The 19,420-nt window shown below is 63.8% G+C and carries 16 protein-coding genes and 2 pseudogenes; 10 read left to right on the top strand and 8 right to left on the bottom strand.

The features are described from left to right. Positions 1–187 precede the first annotated feature (187 nt). Positions 188–1,159 (bottom strand): helix-turn-helix domain-containing protein, encoded by a 972-nt coding sequence (locus J5M71_RS24085; RefSeq protein ID WP_207837757.1) that lies wholly within the window; start codon positions 1,157–1,159, stop codon positions 188–190. A 105-nt stretch (positions 1,160–1,264) separates the two neighbouring features. Here J5M71_RS24085 and J5M71_RS24080 point away from each other — a divergent pair, with 105 nt between their 5' ends. Then, entirely contained in the window at positions 1,265–1,876 is a 612-nt protein-coding gene (locus tag J5M71_RS24080; RefSeq protein ID WP_207837755.1) for a LysE family transporter, read from the top strand. Between the two features lie 117 nt (positions 1,877–1,993). Here the strand turns inward: J5M71_RS24080 and J5M71_RS24075 are convergent. Further along, positions 1,994–2,122, bottom strand: a pseudogene (locus J5M71_RS24075) (MFS transporter); the annotation flags it as partial. Positions 2,123–2,194: 72 nt separating this feature from the next. After that, positions 2,195–2,475: pseudogene (locus J5M71_RS24070) on the bottom strand (LysR family transcriptional regulator); the annotation flags it as partial. Positions 2,476–2,592: 117 nt separating this feature from the next. Here J5M71_RS24070 and J5M71_RS24065 point away from each other — a divergent pair. From J5M71_RS24065 to J5M71_RS24055, 3 genes are all read left to right on the top strand, one after another. Beyond that, a complete protein-coding gene (locus tag J5M71_RS24065; RefSeq protein WP_207837753.1) occupies positions 2,593–2,943 on the top strand; it encodes a cupin in 351 nt (116 codons plus the stop codon). Between the two features lie 217 nt (positions 2,944–3,160). Further along, entirely contained in the window at positions 3,161–5,578 is a 2,418-nt protein-coding gene (locus tag J5M71_RS24060) for a glucose/quinate/shikimate family membrane-bound PQQ-dependent dehydrogenase (RefSeq protein WP_207837751.1), read from the top strand. A gap of 126 nt (positions 5,579–5,704) precedes the next feature. Next, positions 5,705–6,973, top strand: a complete 1,269-nt coding sequence (locus J5M71_RS24055; protein WP_207837749.1) for a carbohydrate porin — start codon at positions 5,705–5,707, stop codon at positions 6,971–6,973. Between the two features lie 119 nt (positions 6,974–7,092). Here the strand turns inward: J5M71_RS24055 and argE are convergent, their stop codons facing one another. Then, complete coding sequence (gene argE, locus J5M71_RS24050) at positions 7,093–8,253, bottom strand: acetylornithine deacetylase (protein WP_207837748.1); 1,161 nt, start codon at positions 8,251–8,253, stop codon at positions 7,093–7,095. Beyond that, positions 8,246–8,923: a DUF1028 domain-containing protein gene (locus J5M71_RS24045; protein WP_207837746.1), complete on the bottom strand. Its 678-nt coding sequence runs from the start codon at positions 8,921–8,923 to the stop codon at positions 8,246–8,248. Before J5M71_RS24045 ends, argE begins: the two co-directional genes overlap by 8 nt. Before the next feature lie 304 nt (positions 8,924–9,227). On the opposite strand from J5M71_RS24045, the gene J5M71_RS24040 reads away from it, so the two are divergent. Together J5M71_RS24040 and J5M71_RS24035 are read left to right on the top strand one after the other, a co-directional pair. Then, a complete protein-coding gene (locus J5M71_RS24040; protein WP_207837744.1) occupies positions 9,228–10,547 on the top strand; it encodes an NAD(P)/FAD-dependent oxidoreductase in 1,320 nt (439 codons plus the stop codon). Beyond that, on the top strand, positions 10,547–10,963 hold the full coding sequence (locus J5M71_RS24035; protein WP_015270679.1) for a RidA family protein: 417 nt from the start codon (positions 10,547–10,549) through the stop codon (positions 10,961–10,963). Before J5M71_RS24040 ends, J5M71_RS24035 begins: the two co-directional genes overlap by 1 nt. Before the next feature lie 124 nt (positions 10,964–11,087). Here J5M71_RS24035 and J5M71_RS24030 read toward each other — a convergent pair whose 3' ends face one another. Next, positions 11,088–11,930, bottom strand: a complete 843-nt coding sequence (locus J5M71_RS24030; protein ID WP_207837743.1) for an amidohydrolase family protein — start codon at positions 11,928–11,930, stop codon at positions 11,088–11,090. A 127-nt stretch (positions 11,931–12,057) separates the two neighbouring features. Here J5M71_RS24030 and J5M71_RS24025 point away from each other — a divergent pair, with 127 nt between their 5' ends. After that, positions 12,058–12,993, top strand: a complete 936-nt coding sequence (locus J5M71_RS24025) for a LysR family transcriptional regulator (RefSeq protein ID WP_207837738.1) — start codon at positions 12,058–12,060, stop codon at positions 12,991–12,993. A gap of 209 nt (positions 12,994–13,202) precedes the next feature. On the opposite strand, the gene pgm is transcribed toward J5M71_RS24025, so the two are convergent. Next, positions 13,203–14,840, bottom strand: coding sequence for a phosphoglucomutase (alpha-D-glucose-1,6-bisphosphate-dependent) (pgm, locus tag J5M71_RS24020; protein WP_207837735.1), 1,638 nt, complete (start codon positions 14,838–14,840; stop codon positions 13,203–13,205). A 251-nt stretch (positions 14,841–15,091) separates the two neighbouring features. On the opposite strand from pgm, the gene J5M71_RS24015 reads away from it, so the two are divergent. The 3 genes from J5M71_RS24015 to J5M71_RS24005 all read left to right on the top strand — a co-directional run bounded on the left by J5M71_RS24015 (position 15,092) and on the right by J5M71_RS24005 (position 17,149). Beyond that, positions 15,092–15,739 (top strand): DUF1345 domain-containing protein, encoded by a 648-nt coding sequence (locus tag J5M71_RS24015; RefSeq protein WP_207837732.1) that lies wholly within the window; start codon positions 15,092–15,094, stop codon positions 15,737–15,739. A gap of 80 nt (positions 15,740–15,819) precedes the next feature. Beyond that, the gene (locus J5M71_RS24010) at positions 15,820–16,593 is read left to right on the top strand and encodes an RHS repeat-associated core domain-containing protein (RefSeq protein ID WP_207837729.1); all 774 of its coding nucleotides are present in this window, start codon (positions 15,820–15,822) and stop codon (positions 16,591–16,593) included. Positions 16,594–16,888: 295 nt separating this feature from the next. Further along, entirely contained in the window at positions 16,889–17,149 is a 261-nt protein-coding gene (locus tag J5M71_RS24005) for a DUF1652 domain-containing protein (protein ID WP_207837727.1), read from the top strand. Here the strand turns inward: J5M71_RS24005 and J5M71_RS24000 are convergent. Further along, positions 17,146–19,236: an EAL domain-containing protein gene (locus J5M71_RS24000; protein ID WP_207837725.1), complete on the bottom strand. Its 2,091-nt coding sequence runs from the start codon at positions 19,234–19,236 to the stop codon at positions 17,146–17,148. The genes J5M71_RS24005 and J5M71_RS24000 overlap by 4 nt on opposite strands. Positions 19,237–19,420 lie beyond the last annotated feature (184 nt).

Below are 19,420 nucleotides of genomic sequence, written 5' to 3'. Positions count from 1 at the left end.
CGGGGATTTACTGGACCGGGTTGTTCGGGACGCCGCAGTAAACCCGCTTTCATAGGACTCATTGAATTAGCAGGGTCCCTGTGGGAGCGGCTTCAGCCGCGAACACCGGCGCAGCCGGTGCCATGCAGCGCGGTGGCTTCTTCGCGGGTAAACCCGCTCCCACAGGGTACGTGGACCGCTGGTGAATTCAGCTTTCTACGTGACAGCGCAGTTCACGGGCCGTGCAACCAAACCGTCGCCGCACGCACTTGCCCAGGTAACTGGCATCGCCCAAGCCCACTTCATCGGCAATCTGCGCCAGGCTGTGGCTGGAGTTGAGCAAGCGCCAGCGCGCCTGTTGCAAGCGCATCTCCAGCCACCAGGCCTTGGCGCTCATGCCATGGCTGGCGTGAAACTGCCGGTCCAGCTGGCGCCGGCTGATGCCCAGCTCCGCCGCCAGTTGCTCCACCGCCAACGGCGTACCCAGGTGATGACGCATCAACGCCTGCGCGCGCTGCACCTGCCGCCCCTGCCCGGTCCCCTGCTCCAGCGAGCGCAAGGCATGGCGGCTATCGCGGGTTTCGTCCACCAGCATGTCGGCCAGGCCCTTGAGCGCCCGGGTCCGCCCGCAGGCGCGTGACAACAGCGCAACGGCCAGGTCGATGGCCGCGGTGCCACCGGCGCAGGTGATGCGGCTACCGTCGATGCAATACAGCTGCTCACTCAGCACCTGTAGGTGAGGGAAAGCCGCACGAAATTCGGCTTCGTGGCGCCAGTGCACCACCACCTTGTGCCCCTGCAGCAATCCGCAGGCGGCCAACAGGAAGGCGCCGTTGTCGACGCCCACCAGTTTGACGCCCGCTTTGCCGGCCTTCCTGAGCAAGGCCTTGTAGCGAGGCGCCAGCGCGGCAGTGGCCATGGCATTGCGCCCACCGAACACCACCAGGTAGTCGAAACTGTCCAGCTCAAGCTGGCCAGCCATGGCCTCGACTTGTACCACCGCGCCACTGCTCGACGGCACCGGGTCGAGGCTTAGCCCTGCCACGGTCCAACTGCAGTAGCGCTGCTGGCTGTAGTCCTCGTCGTCGGCGCTGAAACGCAACTTGTCGAGAAAGGCACCGAACGGGAGCAAGGCAAAATCCGGTAACGGCAAGATCAGCAAGCGGATATCGGGCAGCATGGCGTTGCGTCCAGAAACAACTATTAAATGTCCAGATCATACCCTTCCTGAACGAAACCGGCGCCATAGACTGGCGTCCTCCTTATCAACAAGGCATTTCCCACCATGGCACTCGACACCTGGCTCATCTACCTGCTGGCCAGCATCGGCCTGTCGCTGACCCCTGGCCCCAACAGCCTGCTGGCCCTGACCCACGGTGCGCTGTATGGCACACGCCGGACGTTGTTCACCATCGTCGGCGGGGTATTTGGCTTCAGCGCCCTGATCGCCTTGGCCATGTTCGGCCTCAGCGCGTTGCTGCAGACCTCGGCCTCGGTGCTGAGCGTGCTCAAATGGGTGGGTGGTGCCTATCTGATCTGGCTGGGTATCCAGCTGTGGCGCAGCCCGGGCCTGTACCTGGAACTGACCGCGCAAAGCGCGCGGCTGGGCAATGCCGGCCTGTTCCGCCAAGGCCTGCTGTCGGCCATGGCCAACCCTAAGGTGTTGCTGTTCTATGGTGCTTTCCTGCCGCAGTTCATCGACCCGCAGCGTGGGTTGCTGTTGCAGTTCGTGGTGATGGCGGCAACCTTTGCCAGCGTCGAGTTCCTGGTCGAATACCTGCTGGCACGCCTGGCGTTTCGCATCCGGCCATGGCTGGCCAAGGGCGGCAAAGGCTTCAACCGCTGCTGCGGCAGCCTATTCGCCTTGATTGGTGTGGCATTGCCGCTTGGGCGATAGCGTCTGATACAGGCGTGTGCAGTTTTTTGTGGGAGCGGCCTTGCGTCGTGAAAGGGGGGCGAAGCGCCCCCAGGATCTTCGCATCACTGCAAAATTGCTGGCTCCGCTTGCTACCGTTCAACCCCGGCGCGCGTTGGCCAGGAAGATGAGCAAGGCCACGCCCGGTAACCCCGCCCCCACCAGCGCCATACCTTGCCAGCCAAACTGGCTGAACAGCGCACTGGCCACCGCCGACCCCTGCGCCCCGCAGGTACAAGGCGTTGATGCTGTCATTGGCCGCGCCAGGGTCGCCCTTTCTGCCCATAGCGAAAGCGCAGGCAGGTCATCCAGGCGGTCGCTGAGGTCGATGTCCAGCTCCAGCGCCGGGTGCTGCGCCAGAAACGGCCCCAGGTGCGGGGCGATGACCCGCCTGCCGAACTCCACCGGCAAGCACGCTGGCGGGTGGAGCGGTTGAGCAAGGTGGCGCCCAACGCCGTTTCCAGAGCATCGACCAGGCGCGTCACCGACGATGTCGCCAGCCCAAGCCGGCGGGCGGCGGCAGAAAAGCCCTGAGCATCGACGGTGGCCACGAACATCTTCATCGCCAGGAGTTTGTCCATTTGCTGCCCGTCTTTCAAATCTCGGAAAGTTCTTACAAACAGCCGGTCGGGTCAGGAAGCGCGGTGCGCGGCAATTGCGTCCATAGTGGAACTACCCCCATCCAGACGAGGCTTTCCATGACACCGACCAACCTGCTGACCACCCTGCCCCCTTGCGACCCCACCTGCGCCGAACAGGTCGACGAGCTGCTCAGCCGCCCGGGCGTGCGCGTTGAGCGCATTGTTTCCAGCGGCCAGGCCAGCCCGCCTGGTTACTGGTACGACCAGGCCGAAGGTGAATGGATCGTGCTGCTCAGTGGAGCCGCCGGCCTGCGCTTCGAGCACGAGAGCCACACCCGCCTGCTGGCGCCGGGCGATTGCCTGGACATCCCGCCGCACTATCGCCACCGCGTGGAATGGACCGCTCCCGGCACAGCCACCGTCTGGCTGGCGGTGTTCTACAGCAGCGCCACTCCGTGGCCAGCGTGAACCCGGTCATTCCCTGTCCGGCTAAAGTCGAATGCAGGTTACACAACCGGCATGAACACCCTGATTACTGCAATTTTAAGCACCTGATCTAGACTTTTAGCCACACCTTGACGAGTTCATCCCTGCGACAATCCGCCCCACAAAATTATGTACCAACTTGTTAATTAGCAAGCTAAGAGATTACACTGCGCGCATTCCACCTGCTGAGATCCCTGGCATGAAAGAAACACCGCGCGCCTCTGGCGCCACAAACATCATCCTGGTCGGCCTGGGCGTGATCATCGCCCTGCTCGGCCTGCTCCTGGCTGCGGGCGGCGTCAAGCTGGCCGGCCTGGGCGGTTCCTGGTACTTCCTGACCGGCGGCCTGGCCATGGCCATCGCCGGTGTCCTTATCGCTCGCCGCAAGCCGGCTGGCGCCTGGCTGTACGCGGCGTTCCTGGTCGGTACTGCCATCTGGGCGCTGGTCGACGCTGGCCTGGTGTTCTGGCCGCTGTTCTCGCGCCTGTTCATGTTCGGCGCAATCGGCATGGTGGTGGCGCTGGTCTACCCGCTGCTGGCCCGTGCCAACGGCGCCAGCACCGGCCGTGGTGCCTATGGCGTTGCCGGGGTGATGGCCGTGGTGCTGGTGATCGCCGCCGGCAACATGTTCGTTGCCCACCCCAGCGTCGCCCCCACCGGCAAAGGCCCGGGCATGACCCCGGTCGAGGCCGACAAAGCGCAGAAGGACTGGGCCCACTACGGCAACACCGAAGGTGGCAGCCGCTTCGCCGCGCTGGACCAGATCAACCGCGACAACGTCAACAAGCTGAAAGTGGCCTGGACCTACCGCACCGGTGACGTGGCCCTCAGCGACGGCAACGGTGCCGAGGACCAGCTGACCCCGCTGCAGGTCGGCAACAAGGTGTTCATCTGCACCCCGCACAACAACCTGATCGCCCTCGATGCCGACACCGGCAAGGAGCTGTGGAAGAACGCGATCAACGCCCAGTCCAAGGTCTGGCAGCGTTGCCGTGGCATGGCCTACTTCGACGCCACAGCCGCCATCGCCCAGCCGACCCAGCCGAACAGTTCGCCGATCACCGTTGCGAGCGTACCGGCCGGTGCCAACTGCCAGCGTCGCCTGCTGACCAACACCATCGACGGCCGCCTGATCGCCGTCGACGCCGACACCGGCGAGTTCTGCCAGGGCTTCGGCAACAACGGCCAGGTCGACCTCAAGGCCGGCCTGGGGAATGTACCGGACTCCTACTACCAGCTGTCCTCGGCACCGCTGATGGCCGGTACCACGGTGGTGGTCGGCGGCCGCGTCGCCGACAACGTCCAGACCGACATGCCAGGCGGCGTGATCCGTGGTTTCGACGTGATCACGGGTGAAATGCGCTGGGCCTTCGACCCTGGCAACCCGGAGGATCGCCAGGCGCCGCAGGGCGACAGCACCTATGTGCGCAGCACCCCCAACAGCTGGGCGCCAATGTCCTACGACCCGGCGATGAACACCGTGTTCCTGCCGATGGGCTCGTCGTCCACCGACATCTACGGTGTTGAACGCAGCAAGCTGGACCATACCTACGGCGCTTCGGTACTGGCCCTGGACGCCACCACCGGCAACCAGAAGTGGGTGTTCCAGACCGTGCACAACGACCTGTGGGACTTCGACCTGCCAATGCAGCCGAGCCTGATCGACTTCACCAAGGACGACGGCCAGTCGGTCCCTGCGGTGGTGATCGGCACCAAGGCCGGGCAGATCTACGTGCTCGACCGTGCCACCGGCAAGCCACTGACCCAGGTCGACGAAGTACCGGTCAAGCCAGGCAACATCCCTGACGAGCCGTACTCGCCAACCCAGCCGAAGTCGGTGGGCATGCCGCAGATCGGCGCGCAGACCCTGACCGAGTCGGACATGTGGGGCGCGACCCCGTACGACCAGCTGCTGTGCCGCATCAACTTCAAGAAGATGCGCTACGACGGCCTGTACACCGCGCCAGGCACCGACCTGTCGCTGAGCTTCCCGGGGTCGCTGGGTGGCATGAACTGGGGCAGCATCTCCACCGACCCGGTAAATGGTTTCATCTTCGTCAACGACATGCGCCTGGGCCTGTGGATCCAGATGATCCCGTCGCAGAACAAGGGCAATGCTGCTTCCGGTGGCGAAGCGCTGAACACCGGCATGGGCGCAGTACCGCTCAAGGGCACCCCGTATGCGGTGAACAAGAACCGCTTCCTGTCGGTGGCTGGCATTCCGTGCCAGGCGCCGCCATTCGGCACCCTGACCGCCATCGACATGAAAACCCGCCAGGTGGCGTGGCAGGTACCGGTAGGCACCGTTGAAGACACAGGCCCGCTCGGCATCCGCATGCACCTGCCGATCAAGATCGGCCTGCCGACCCTCGGCGGCACCCTGTCGACCCAGGGCGGCCTGGTGTTCATCGCCGGCACCCAGGACTTCTACCTGCGCGCCTACGACAGCAGCAACGGCAACGAAATCTGGAAAGCTCGCCTGCCAGTGGGCAGCCAGGGCGGCCCGATGACCTACGTCTCGCCGAAGACCGGCAAACAGTACGTGGTGATCACAGCTGGCGGCGCGCGCCAGTCGACTGACCGTGGCGACTACGTGATTTCTTACGCCTTGCCGTAAGACCGCGTCGCCTTCTTCGCGGGTAAACCCTCCCACAGGATAAGCACTGCCCTTACTGATGGTGCAGTCCCTGTGGGAGCGGGTTCACCCGCGAAGAGGCCCAAGAAGACAACCCGAGATTCAGCAATGCCATCCGCAATTCGCATCACACCCACCCTGCTCCTGGCCCTGGCCAGCACTTCTGCCCTGGCCGACGGCGACCTGATGACCCGCAACACCCTGACCGGTGACTGGGGCGGCCTGCGTCACCAGCTGGAAGAAGACGGCGTCAGGTTCACCGGCGACTACAGCGGCGAAACCGCCTACAACGCCCATGGCGGCCTGCACCGTTCGGCGCGCTACTCGCAAAACCTGAAACTGGGCGTGCAGTTCGACCTGTCGAAACTGTATGGCCTGGACAACGGCGGCAAGGTCCAGCTGACCATCAACGACCGCCGCGGCAATAGCGCCTCGGAAGACCTGGTGGGCAACCGCCTGCCGATCCAGGAAAACTTCGGCGGCCTGTACACCCGCCTGACCGAACTGAGCTACGAGCGTACCCTGTTCACCCCGGCGCTCAACGTCAAGCTCGGCTACATGGCCATGGGCAACGACCTCGGTGGCCTGGACAGCGGCATCCTGTGCAACTTCATGAACGCCGGCTTCTGCGGCCACCCGCTGAACATGTCTGGCGGCAGTGGCTGGACCAACTACCCCAATGCCCACCTGGGCGTGCGGGTGAAGTACGACCTGTCGCCGTCCTGGCAGCTGCGTGTGGCAGCGTTCAACGTCGACCCGGAAAGCAACGGCAACTCCAGCCGCGCCTGGCACCTGGGCCCCAAGCACACCACCGGCACCGTGGTACCGGTAGAGCTGGTTTACAAGCTGCAGGGCGAGCTGCCTGGCGAGTACAAACTGGGCTATTACTACGACAGCTCCGACGTGAAGCGCATCGGCAGCGACGAGGAAGTGTCCGGCCGTGGCGGCCACTACCTGCTGGTCGACCAGGCCGTGTGGAACGACCAAGGCTCGCCGGGCCGCAGCCTGCATGCCTTCGGCCAGTACTCGGCGTCGAGCAAGGCTGCCTCACCGTTCACCAAGTGGTATGGCGCCGGCGTGGTGCTGTACAAGCCGTTCGCAAGCCGCCCGAAGGATACCGTGGCGCTGGGCTATGGCCGTGCCGTGCCCAACCCGCGTAGCCGCGACGTGCTGGAAGATGCCGCGCTCAATGCCGGGCAGCCGTTCCCCGACATCGACAGCGCCGAGCAGTTGGTCGAGCTGAGCTATGGCTACCAGGCCACGCCGTGGCTGAACCTGCGCCCGGATGTGCAGTACATCATCGAACCGGGCGCGTTCTCCGGGAAGGACATCGACAACGCGCTGGTGGTTGGCCTGCAGGTCAAGGCTACCTTCTGAATACCCGGGGCCGCGCTGCGGCCCATTCGCGGGTGAACCCGCTCCCACAGGTACTGCACAGGCCTTGAGACTGACGAGATCCTGTGGGAGCGGGTTTACCCGCGAAGAGGCCAGCGCAATCAACCCTGCCTGAGGTAGTCCACCAGCCTCAGCAACATGGCATCACACCCCCGCAACTGCTCGACACTGACGAACTCATCCGGCTTGTGCCCCTGGTCCATGCTCCCTGGCCCACACACAACAGTCGGGATCCCTGCCTGGTCGAACAGCCCGCCTTCAGTACCAAACGCCACCGTACCGAACTGATCCGAGCCACTGAGCAACGCCACCAGGCGAGCCGCCTCACTATCCGCCGGCGTGGCCAGCCCCGGATACGCACTCAACGGCTGCAGGCGAATGGCGCTGGTCGCATTGACCCTGCGCATACGCGGCAGCAATTCAGCCTCGGCATAGGTCTGCAGCTGGTCGGCCACTGCCTGCGCCTCGAACCCCGGCAAGGCCCGCACTTCGAAATCGAACTCGCATTCCGCCGGCACGATGTTCAGTGCCCTGCCCCCTTTGATCACACCGGTCTGCACAGTGGAGAACGGTGGGTCGAAGCGTTCGTCGTGATGCGCCGGCAATGCCAGGGCATCGCCGATCTCACCCAGCTTGCCGATCAGCTTCGCCGCATACTCGATGGCATTCACCCCATAGGGCGCATACGCCGAGTGGCACGCCGCACCCTGCACCTGGCAGCGCATCGCCAGCTTGCCTTTGTGCCCCAGCACCGGCTTGAGCTCGGTGGGCTCGCCAATCAGGCACAGCCGCGGCTTGTGCGGACGCTGCTCGAGCGCGGCCAGCATCGAGCGCACACCCAGGCAGCCGACTTCTTCGTCATAGGAGAACGCCAGGTGCACCGGCAGGCGCAACGGTTGGGCAAGGAACGCGGGCACAGCCGCCAGTACCGAAGCGATGAAGCCCTTCATGTCAGCCGTGCCACGGCCATACAGGCGCCCGTCGCGTTCACTCAGGGCAAACGGCTCGACCGTCCAGGCCTGGCCGTCCACCGGCACCACATCGGTATGCCCGGACAGCACCACGCCGCCAACGTCCCTGGGGCCGATGGTGGCGAACAGGTTGGCCTTGGTACCCTCCGGGTTATGGAACAACTCGCTCTGCACGCCCAACCCGGCCAGGTAGTCGCGGATGAAGGCAATCAGTTCAAGGTTGGAATCCCGGCTGACCGTGGCAAAGCCGATCAGCCGGGCCAGCAGCGCGCGGCTGGCAAATTCATTCATCGCCCGGCACCCCGTAGCTTGGCGCGGCAGTCGGGTTGAGGGCACGGGTGACGTAATCCTGCATCTGCGGCCGGTACGCCTGCCACAGGCCATCGAGTGCAGCGATCGGGTCCGTCTCGGCCCAGTCCACGCGCAGGTCCACCAGCGGCCAGGTCAGCTCGCCGGCGATCTTCAACGCCGCCGAGTGCACCGGCCCGGCCTCGCCGCCTGCGGCCATCGCCGCGTGCATGGCGGCCAGCAGGCGGTCGGCCAGATGCCCGCCGGCTTGTTCAAAGGCCTGTACCATTGCCTCGATCACCTGGGTCGAGGCCAACAGGTTGCCTGCCGCCGCGCATTGCTCACCGACCACGGCGTGGTGCGTGCCCAGGGCTTCCTTACCGGTGAACAGCGCCACCTGGCCATGGCTGTCGATCACCGTGACCTGGCGGTACTCGCTCCAGCCATTGGCGCTCAGCACCCGGTCCAGCGCTGCGGCAGGTGGCAACTGCCCCTGTTCCAGGGCATCGAGAATCTGCGGGCCCAGCGCCGGCAAGGTGATGTTCTGGGTGGCGACCGCGCCCACACCGGCACGTACCCACGGGCAGCGGGCGCCCACGGCGATGCTCGAAGAGCTGATGGCAATACCGACCTGGCCGGTTTCCTGGCAACGACCAATGATGGAAAAAGTCATGTCATGGTTCCTGTTGTGCTGTGCGATGTACGGCATTCTGGGTGGAACCTTCCGGCAGGCGAAACGACCTTTTTCCGAGGGTTTGCCGAGGAAAAAACTATGACCACGAAGCGCTTGAAAAAAGCGCCGGCAAAACCGCCCCTGGAACCGCTGCAGGCGGCAGGATTCAAGGCCTTCGCCGTTTTATCGGCAAGCCCCAGCTAAATACTATTTTCGCCATTTCCACAGCATCCCTAGTCTGGCCCCAGGCAACGGCGGTCCTCCAAACCGACCTGACAAAAACCGCCTGAACAAGGGCTCGGACATGACACTGAACAACCTCGAAATCGACACCCTCGTCGTCGGCGCCGGCCAGGCCGGCGTGGCCATGAGCGAACACCTGAGCAAGCTTGGCGTGCCGCACCTGGTGCTGGAGCGCAAGCGTATCGCCGAGGCCTGGCGCACTGGCCGCTGGGACTCGCTGGTAGCCAACGGCCCGGCCTGGCACGACCGCTTCCCGGGGCTGGAATTCAACCTCGACGCCGATGCCTTCGCCGGCAAGGATCAGGTGGCCGACTACTTCGAGCAGTACGTACGCAAGTACAATCTGCCCGTACGCACCGGCATCGAAGTGAAGAAAGTGCTGCGCAACAGCGACCGCCCCGGTTTTACCATCGAAACCAATGAAGGCGTGATTCGCGCCAACCGCGTGGTCGCCGCCACCGGGCCGTTCCAGAAGCCGGTGATCCCGGCCATCGCGCCGAAAGACAGCAACCTGCACCAGATCCACTCCGCCGCCTATTACAACCCCGAGCAACTGCCCGAAGGCGCTGTGCTGGTGGTAGGCGCCGGTTCCTCCGGCGTACAGATCGCCGAAGAACTGATGCGTGCCGGGCGCCAGGTGTACCTCTCGGTCGGCGCCCACGATCGCCCGCCACGCGCTTACCGCAACCGCGACTTCTGCTGGTGGCTGGGCGTGCTGGGTGAGTGGGATGCGGAAATCGCCAAGCCTGGCCGCGAGCACGTGACCATTGCCGTCAGTGGCGCCCGTGGCGGCCACACCGTGGACTTCCGCGCCCTCGCCCACCAGGGCATGACCCTGGTCGGCCTGACCCAGTCGTTCGACAACGGCGTGGCGCGCTTCCAGGACAACCTGGTCGAAAACATCAACCGCGGCGACGACAACTACCTGGCCCTGCTCGATGCCGCCGATGCCTACATCGAACGCAATGGCCTGGACCTGCCGGAAGAGCCCGAAGCCCGCAAACGCCTGGCAGACCCGGAGTGCATGCGCAACCCGCTGCAGCAGCTGGACCTGGCCAAGGCCGGTGTCACCAGCATCATCTGGGCCACCGGTTACGGCGTCGACTTCAGCTGGCTGCAAGTAGACACCTTCGACGCCAACGGCAAGCCCCAGCACCAACGCGGCGTGGCCCGCGAGCCGGGCGTGTACTTCCTTGGCCTGCCGTGGCTGTCGCGCCGCGGCTCGTCGTTCATCTGGGGCGTGTGGCACGACGCCAAGCACGTCGCCGGCCACATCGCCACGCAACGCACCTATGCCGCCTACCGCGACCGCGAACAACGCGCAGCGGATGAGCAGCAACAGCCCAAGATCAGCAACGTCAGCACCCTCGGAGCCCACTGATGCCTACCCATACCCGCATCCGCATGTTCAACACCAAGGCCACCTACCCCAACCAGACCCTGGACAACGACCTGTGCCAGGCGGTGCGCGCCGGCAACACTATCTACGTGCGCGGCCAGGTCGGCACCGACTTCGAAGGCAACCTGGTGGGCCTGGGTGACCCACGGGCGCAGGCCGAGCAGGCGATGAAGAACGTCAAGCAACTACTCGAAGAAGCCGGCTCGGACCTGTCGCACATCGTCAAGACCACCACCTACATCACCGACCCGCGCTTCCGCGAGCCGGTGTACAAGGAGGTGGGCAAGTGGCTCAAGGGGGTGTTCCCGATTTCCACCGGGCTGGTGGTGGCCGGGTTGGCCCAGGCCGAATGGCTGATGGAGATCGACGTGATCGCGGTGGTGCCTGATTCGGTCTGATCGGCTTTTTATGCGGTCAATTGCAGAAGCGGCCTTGTGTCGCGATGGGCAGCGCAGCCCATCGCGACACAAGGCCGCTCCTGAAAGAGTCAGCGCAAGACCTGGCGATAAATGCAAAACAACTTCAGCTCACGCCGCCCGTGGTAAAGCCGAACAGCCGTCGTGGGGTGTCCCACATCACACTGCGACGCAGCCGGGCGTCCGGCATCAAGCGTTCCGCCAATTTCAGCAGCGGACCGTAGTCCACTCGTGAGCGCTGGCGAATGAACGGCCAGTCCGAACCCCATACACAACCCTGCGCACCAAAGGCTTCGAGCAGCGCGTGCACGTAGGCACGGCTTTGCTCCAGCAATGCATCGGCCGCGGCGAACTTCTGCATACCCGACAGCTTCACCCAGGCCCGGCCACTATCGGCCAGCCGCAGCAGGGCGCGGAAACCATGCTGCTGCACACCAGCCGCCACATCTGGCCGGCCGCAATGGTCGATCAGCAGGCGCGCACGTGAGCCCTGCAGCAGGCCACGCAGGTCCGGCAACTGGTCTTTGCACACCTGGACCTGCGCGAACAGATCGAGTTCGGCGAGCTTGCCGAACAGCCCTTCAACGCCCTTGAGGCTGGCGACCCCGTACAGCGCGGGGTTGAAGGCGATACCGACTACCCCTTGCGCCTGCAGTGCGGCCAGCGCGTCGAGGCCGATATCCGGCTCGACCACTGCTATGCCCTTGAACCGCCCCTGCCCGCTGGCCAGCGCATGCAGCAGGCAGCGATTGTCAGTGTGGTAGCCGCTGTTGGCCCCCACCAGCAAGGCGTGCTGTACACCGTAGGCGTCCATCACACGGCTGAACTGTTCCTGGGTGGCAACCTCCTGACCGGAAGGTGCATAGGGAGCATCGGGGTGGTAAGGGAAACGCGCAGGGTCAAACAGATGGTTATGGCAATCAATCTTCGCTTCATCAAAGATGCTCACGCAGCACTCCCCGGCAGATGTTGTTATCGTAAGCCACAAGGGCGATCAGGCTGGGCTCAGAGTACTGCGTAGTGCAAAGGTGGCGCTCATACCCAGATGGCGCAGACCATAACCTAAGGTAATACACATGTTGCCTGGCAACGAAGGCACGGACGCCAGCCCGATGGTGTTCAAACTGCGGCACATGGAAGTGTTCCGGGCAGTGATGCTGACCGGTTCGATCAGCGCGGCGGCCAAGCTGCTGTATGTGTCGCAGCCGGCGGTGAGCAAGCTGATCCAGTACATCGAAGGGCGCCTGGCCTACCCGCTGTTCGAGCGCATCAACAACCGCCTGGTGCCGACGGCAGAAGCGCAGGTGCTGTTCCGCGAAGTCGAGCGAGTGTACCAGGCAGCGCTGGAGGTCAACGAGTGCGCCGTGGCACTGGCCGCCGGCGGCCAGCGCAAGCTGCGCATCTCGTGCAGCGCGTCGTTGTCCACGGTAGTCATCCCGATCGCCCTGGCCCAGCTCAAGCGTGAGTCACCGTCGCTGAACATCGAATGGCAGACCTCGCTAATGGGCGAAATGCCCAACCAGATCCTGTCGAAGAAGGTCGACCTGTCTATTGCCGCCCTGCCGGTGGTGCATGACCACCTGCATTCGCAGGCGTTCATGCGTGGGCGCATGGTGGTGGTGATGCCACCCGGCCACCCTCTGGCCGGGCAACCCGAACTGACCTTGCAACAGCTGGAGGGCCATGCCTTGCTGCTGTTCCGGCCCGACATGCCGTTTGGCAAACTGCTGGCCGAGCATATCGGGCGCTGCGGGGTGCAGCTGAAATCACTGTTGTCGTTTACCAATGCCAACGAGGCAGTTGCCTTGGTCAAGCAAGGCATGGGCATCAGCGTGATCGACGAGTTCGTCGCGCAGGACAGCGGGCTCGCGGTGGTACCACTGGCCGACGAGATTCACTTCGATATCAGCTTTGTCTATTCACGGTTCGAGCCGCCGTCACATGCAGCGATGCATTTGATGCGGGTGCTGCTGGGCCAGGCGCAGAAGCTTGGGCGGGCGATTGTAGGCTGAGGCCTTTGGGGCAGACGCGATTCCTGGGGGAGCAACAGTCTTGTGTAACCTGTCAGGCCTCATCGCCGGCAAGCCAGCTCCCACAGGGATAGCACAGCCCTTGAGGCCAATACAGTTGCGGCGTCGATCATGGGGAAAGCCCTGCGGCGGTGTAAATAGGACTATTTCCAATTTACACCATGCCGCAGAACCAAGCGGCTTGTTACCTGTCAGGCAATCGCCGCATCCACCAGCACCTGTGCTTCCTGCACCAGGCGCTGCAGGTGCGCCTCGTCGATGAAGCTTTCGGCGTAGATCTTGTAGATGTCCTCGGTGCCCGACGGGCGCGCGGCGAACCAGCCATTGGCGGTCATCACCTTCAGCCCGCCAATCGCCTGGCCGTTGCCCGGCGCATGGCTGAGGATCTGCACGATCGGCTCACCCGCCAGCTCGGTCGACTTCACCTGCTCCGGCGCCAGCTTGCTCAGCAAAGCCTTCTGCCGGGCATCGGCCTTGGCTTCGACACGGGTGGCGAACGGCTTGCCCAGCGCCTCGGTCAGGTCGGCGTAGGCCTGGCTCGGGTTGCGCCCGGTGCGGGCGGTCATTTCGGCGGCCAGCAAGGCCGGGATCAGCCCGTCCTTGTCGGTAGCCCAGACCGAGCCATCTCGGCGCAGGAACGAAGCCCCCGCACTTTCCTCGCCACCAAAGCCCAGCGAGCCGTCGAACAGGCCCTGGGCGAAGAACTTGAAGCCCACCGGCACTTCGTAGAGCTCGCGGCCCAAGCGCTGAGTGACGCGGTCGATCAGGCCGCTGGACACCACCGTCTTGCCGACGGCGGCATCGCTGCGCCATTGCGGGCGGTGGCGATACAGGTAGTCGATGGCCACGGCCAGGTAGTTGTTCGGCTGCAGCAGGCCATCCGGGGTGACGATGCCATGGCGGTCGTGGTCCGGGTCGCAGGCGAAGGCCACGTCGAAGCGTTCGCGCAAGCCGATCAGGCCCTGCATGGCGTATGGCGAGGACGGGTCCATGCGGATCTGGCCGTCCCAGTCGACGGTCATGAAGCGGAAGGTCGGGTCAACCTCGGTGTTCACCACTTCCAGGTCCAGCTGGTAATGCTCGGCGATCGCCGACCAGTAGCGCACCCCTGCCCCGCCCAGCGGGTCGACACCCAGGCGCAGCTTGGCGCCGCGGATGACGTCGAAGTCGATGACGTTTTCCAGGTCGGCCACGTAGTTGCTCACGTAGTCGTGGCGCTGGGTGGTGGATGCCCGCAGCGCCTGGGCATGGTCCATGCGCTTGACGCCCGCCAGGTCAGCGGCCAGCAGTTCGTTGGCCTTGGCCTCGATCCACTTGGTCACGTCGCTGTCGGCCGGGCCGCCATTGGGCGGGTTGTACTTGAAGCCACCACTCTGCGGCGGGTTGTGCGACGGGGTGATGACGATGCCGTCGGCCAGGCCCTGCTGGCGGCCACGGTTATGGCAGAGGATGGCGTGGGATACGGCCGGCGTCGGCGTGTATTCGTCATCCTTGGACAGCATCACCTGCACGCCATTGGCCGCCAGTACTTCCAGGGCGCTGGCGGTGGCCGGTGCCGACAGCGCGTGGGTATCGGCGCCGATGAACAGCGGGCCATCGATGCCCTTCTCCTGGCGATACAGGCAGATGGCCTGGGTAATGGCCAGGACGTGGTACTCGTTGAAACTCAATTCAAGCGAAGTGCCCCGGTGCCCCGAGGTGCCGAAGGCCACGCGCTGGGCCGCCACGGCAGCGTCGGGGCGGCCGGTGTAGTAGGCGGTGAGCAGTCGGGGAATATCGACCAGCACGCTGGCCGGAGCCGGCTTGCCTGCCAAAGGACTGAGCGTCATGCAGAAACCTCGAGTTCAACGAATGTTGGTGTTGGAGCGTGCAGTGTACTGAGAGTTGCAAGAGCGCGCGATGGGCGGCAGCAAAGAATCAGTGAGCGCACCGCACACCCTGTGGGGCGGCTTTAGCCGCGAAGAATCCAACGCGGTGCCTGCTTCGCGGGCTCGCCCGCTCCCACAATGGACCCGCGCATGTCCCTCATCTCTGTAATGACCGTCTAGAGTGGTACCCATACACCCGAAAACGAGGCCCCATGGCTTTTCACCGCCTGACCCACACCCACCCGCGCCTGAGCATCGCCACCGTGGTCGGCCTGCTCGGCGGCTGGCTGATCCCCGCCAGCGACAGCGTGCAGCACATCCTCGCCGGCTGGAACCTGGGCGTGTGGCTGTACCTGGCGCTAGTGCTTTACCTGAGCTACAGCGCCAGCCCGGAAAAGGTGCGCAAGGTCGCCCGCGTCGAAGACGAAAACGCCGGCCTGGTCCTGCTCACCGTGTGCATCGCCGCCATCGCCAGCCTCGCCGCCGTCACCCTGCAACTGGTGTCCAGCCGTGGCCTGCAAGGCACGGCGCTGGCCCTGCACTACCTCTACACCGGCCTGACCGTGGCCGGCTCCTGGCTGTTGATAGGCTGTATTTTCAGCCTGCACTACGCGCGGCTGTTCTATACCGGACAAAACCACGAACCGCCAATGCGCTTCGCCGATGGCGAACGCAACCCCGATTACTGGGATTTCCACTACTTCTCGTTCACCATCAGCGTGGCGGTACAAACCTCCGACGTGGGCGTTGCCGGGCGGGGGCTGCGACGGGTAGTGCTGGCGCATTCGCTGGTGGGGTTTGTTTTCAATACCGCGATTCTAGGATTCACCATCAACATCGCAGCTGGGCTATCAGGTTGATGACCTGCCAGTTTTGCCAGTAGACGCCAGGTTAACCAATAAAAAAATCAAAAGCCCACCAACCTCCACAGGTCGATAACATGACGGCTCTTGAGAAACCACCAAGCCCTACCAGACATTTCTATCAATCAAACCGTCTGTGTAGTTTGATTGGGTCGAGGGCTGAACGACTAGTAATGGCTCAGGCAGTCGCGATCGGGCAGCAATCAAGCAACAGGAAGGTACAGCTCTTTCATTTGGATTCGGCAGAATCGGTCATAGGGAGCTCCGCAGCACCGTCAGCCTATCAATACCCTCCCTTTGGAGGAGGCCGCATAGGGACTGCCCTGCTCATGGCAGCGTTCGTCGGTCAACACTTCGATGAGACGTCTGGCGGATATCCATTGGGCAATGGACGACGGGTTTATAAACCCGAAGTTTTCCGCTTTACATCTCCTGACATGCTGTCTCCTTTTGACAAAGGGGGAGCGAATCCTTACAGCTACTGCCTGAGAGACCCCATCAACAGGCATGATCCAAGCGGTCAATTTCCGATATTCCGTTACCTGCTTCGTGCCGTTGCTCGAACGACGGTGACGGCTTCACGTCATTTCAATCGCGCTACCGAAGCGCTAATTCGAATGGTTGATGAAGTTGTCGCGGACACTTTGCGTGATGCGGGCAGGCAGCTAACCCCGATTTTTGAAGCAGGCCGCGAAGTAATAACCGCTGCTGCTGCGGTGCCAACAGAGCTCTCCATGAGGGTCAACACCCTGCACCTGACACTTGAACCTCCAACTCCGCGAGCACCGAGAGCTGACACTCAATCACCGAACCAATTGGGAGAACAACGCACTCATATTCGCAGGCGTTGATTAAGGGAAATACCCAATGACCGCCGCGCCGCTCGTCGGAAAATACTGAACGACAGCCTCACCAGAAAATCTAGCTACCTCCCCGGTAGCCGCTGCAATCGTGCAAGGAAAACGTTTGCCTGGCAGCCCCCGCCGGACAGCTTCCGTGACAAGGATGTGACCGCTGTCATGCATTAACACATTTGTCTTGTTTGCCGCCGAGAATCGCGCGTGGCAGGTGCTATGGTTAGTTTCCCGGCGGCCGCATCGATGTGGCCACCCACTCACCACGTCCAGGTAGGACAAGGAGGCTGGCATGAACAAGATGACGTTCCCCAACGCCTGCCAGGTGATGCGCTGGCATTTCCACCCGCTGGGCTTCGAAGCCAGCATGGATGCGCCACGCAGCATGGTTGCACGGCTGTTTGACCGCGCCACCGGTGAAACCCTGCTGGCGATTGCCGGCATCCCCTGCTCGGCGATCATGGCCGCCGCCGATGTAGAGCGCATCATCGAGGCCGTCGAGGCGGAGATGGATGCCTTCATGCCCGCCTTCACCCTGCGTGACGCAGTCTAGCCCACTGCCGTACTCTCCTGGCGCATGGCCTGCAACTTGCCCATGAACTGCTCGGCTGGCACCGGCTGGCCCAGCAGGTAGCCTTGCAACGAATCGCAGCCCAGGCGGGTCAGGAAGTCCTGCTGCTTGTCGGTCTCCACCCCTTCGGCAACGATGCGCAGGCCCAGCGCCTGGCCTAGCGCGACGATGGCTGAGACGATCGCCGCATCGTCACTGTCCTGCTCCAGCTCACGCACGAAGCCGCGGTCAATCTTCAGCTCGTTGGCTGGCAGGCGCTTGAGGTACATCAGGCTGGAATAGCCAGTACCAAAGTCATCGATGGACAAGTCCACGCCCATGTCGGACAACTGCTGCAGCACCGTGAGGCTGGCATCGGCGTCGTGCATGGCAGTGGTTTCGGTAATTTCCAGGGTCAGGCAGTTGGCCGGCAGGTTGCTCTGCTGCAGGGCCCGGGCCACGCTCTCGACCAGCCCGGCATGGCAGAACTGGATGGCCGACAGGTTCACCGCCATGCGCCAGCCCTGGTACCCCTGGTCCAGCCACTCGCGCATCTGCCGGCAGGCCTCGATGAGCACCCACTCGCCAATGGGAATGATCAGGCCGGTCTTTTCCGCCAGGCCAATGAAGCGGTCAGGCAGCAACAGGCCCTGCTGCGGGTGCTCCCAGCGCAACAAGGCCTCGGCCCCGATCGGCTGGCAGGCCTGGGCGTCGAACTTGGGCTGGTAGTGCAGGCGGAACTGACGCTGCTCGAGGGCCTGGCGCAGGTCCTGCAATAGCTGCAATTGCTGGCGGGCGTTGCTGTTCATCGACACGTCGAAGAAGCTGTAGCCATTCTTGCCGGCGCTCTTGGCGTGGTACATGGCGGCGTCGGCATTGCGCAGCAGCTCGTGCTGGTCCTGGCCATTGCCCGGGTACAGGACGATGCCCAGGCTCGCCGTCAGTTGCAGGTCATGCTCGGCCACGCGGAACGGCCGTGACACCAGGTTGACCTGCTTGACTGCCACATCCATGGCATCGTTCGGCTCACGCAGTTCCACCAGCAGCACGAATTCGTCGCCGCCGATACGCGCCAGCGTGTCCTGGCTGTGCAGGTGACCGCGCAGGCGCGCCGCCACGGCCTTGAGCAGCAGGTCACCGATGTGATGGCCAAAAGCATCATTGACCGGTTTGAAGCCATCCAGGTCGATGAACATCAAGGCAAAACAGCCGCCCTGCTCCGCCACCTTGGCGATGGCCTGCTCGATGCGGTCGGCCAGCAGGGTGCGGTTAGGCAAGTCGGTGAGCGTGTCGTGCAAGGCCAGTTGGGTCAGTTCCTGGTTAGCCAGGGTCAGCGAGCGGGCCAGCTCGGCGGTGCGCGCCTCGAGGCGGGCGTCCAGCACCGAGGTGAGCAAGGCCACTGCCAGTACGGCCAGGGTGGTGATCAACACCAGGTAGACCAGACCATCGCCTTGCAAACCGCCGCCCGCCAGTGCACCGCAGAAACTGCCCTCGGGGAAGTTCGCCGCCGCCATGCCGGTGTAGTGCATGCCGACGATCGCAAAGCCCATCACCACTGCCGCCAGGCCGCGAATCTGCCGCACATAGGGGGTGTGCGCGCGCAGGCGGAAGGCGATCCACAAGGCCGCTGCCGAGGCGCCCACGGCAATCAGCAGCGAAGCACCGAACAGCGTCGGGTCATAGTCGATGCCCGGCAGCATGCGCAGCGCGGCCATACCGGTGTAGTGCATGCAGGCGATGCCTGCGCCCATGATCAGCGCACCAAACCCCAACTGCAGTCCCGGCAGGCTCGGTTGGCTGACCAGCCACAAGGCAAAGCCCGAGGACAACACGGCAATCAGCAGCGAGAACGCGGTCAGGGCGAGGTCGTAACCCAGGTCTATGGGCAGGCTGAAAGCGAGCATGCCGATGAAGTGCATCGACCACACGCCGATGCCCATGGCCAGCGCGCCCCCCACCATCCACAGCCAGGCAGCCCGGCCTTTGGCCATGGCGATGCGGCCGGTCAGGTCAAGGGCGGTATAGGACGCCAGGATCGCCACGCACAGCGAAATCAACACCAGCGAAAAGGAGTAGCTACCGGTCAGCATTGGGAGTTCCAGCGGCGGGACGGGAGGCCCGGAAAAAGCTGACGATTGTACTCAAGCTTAAGCGAAACGCACGGGGTTTTTGCGAATGGGAAAGGATCCAAAGGGAAGACGCCATACGGCCTCGCAGAAATGCATTCTCTTTTGTGGGAGCGGCCTTGTGTCGCGACAGGGCTGCGAAGCAGCC

The sequence above is a fragment of the Pseudomonas sp. 43(2021) genome (assembly GCF_017490805.1).
Taxonomy (GTDB): domain Bacteria; phylum Pseudomonadota; class Gammaproteobacteria; order Pseudomonadales; family Pseudomonadaceae; genus Aquipseudomonas.
This window is presented reverse-complemented; position numbering and strand designations above follow the sequence as displayed.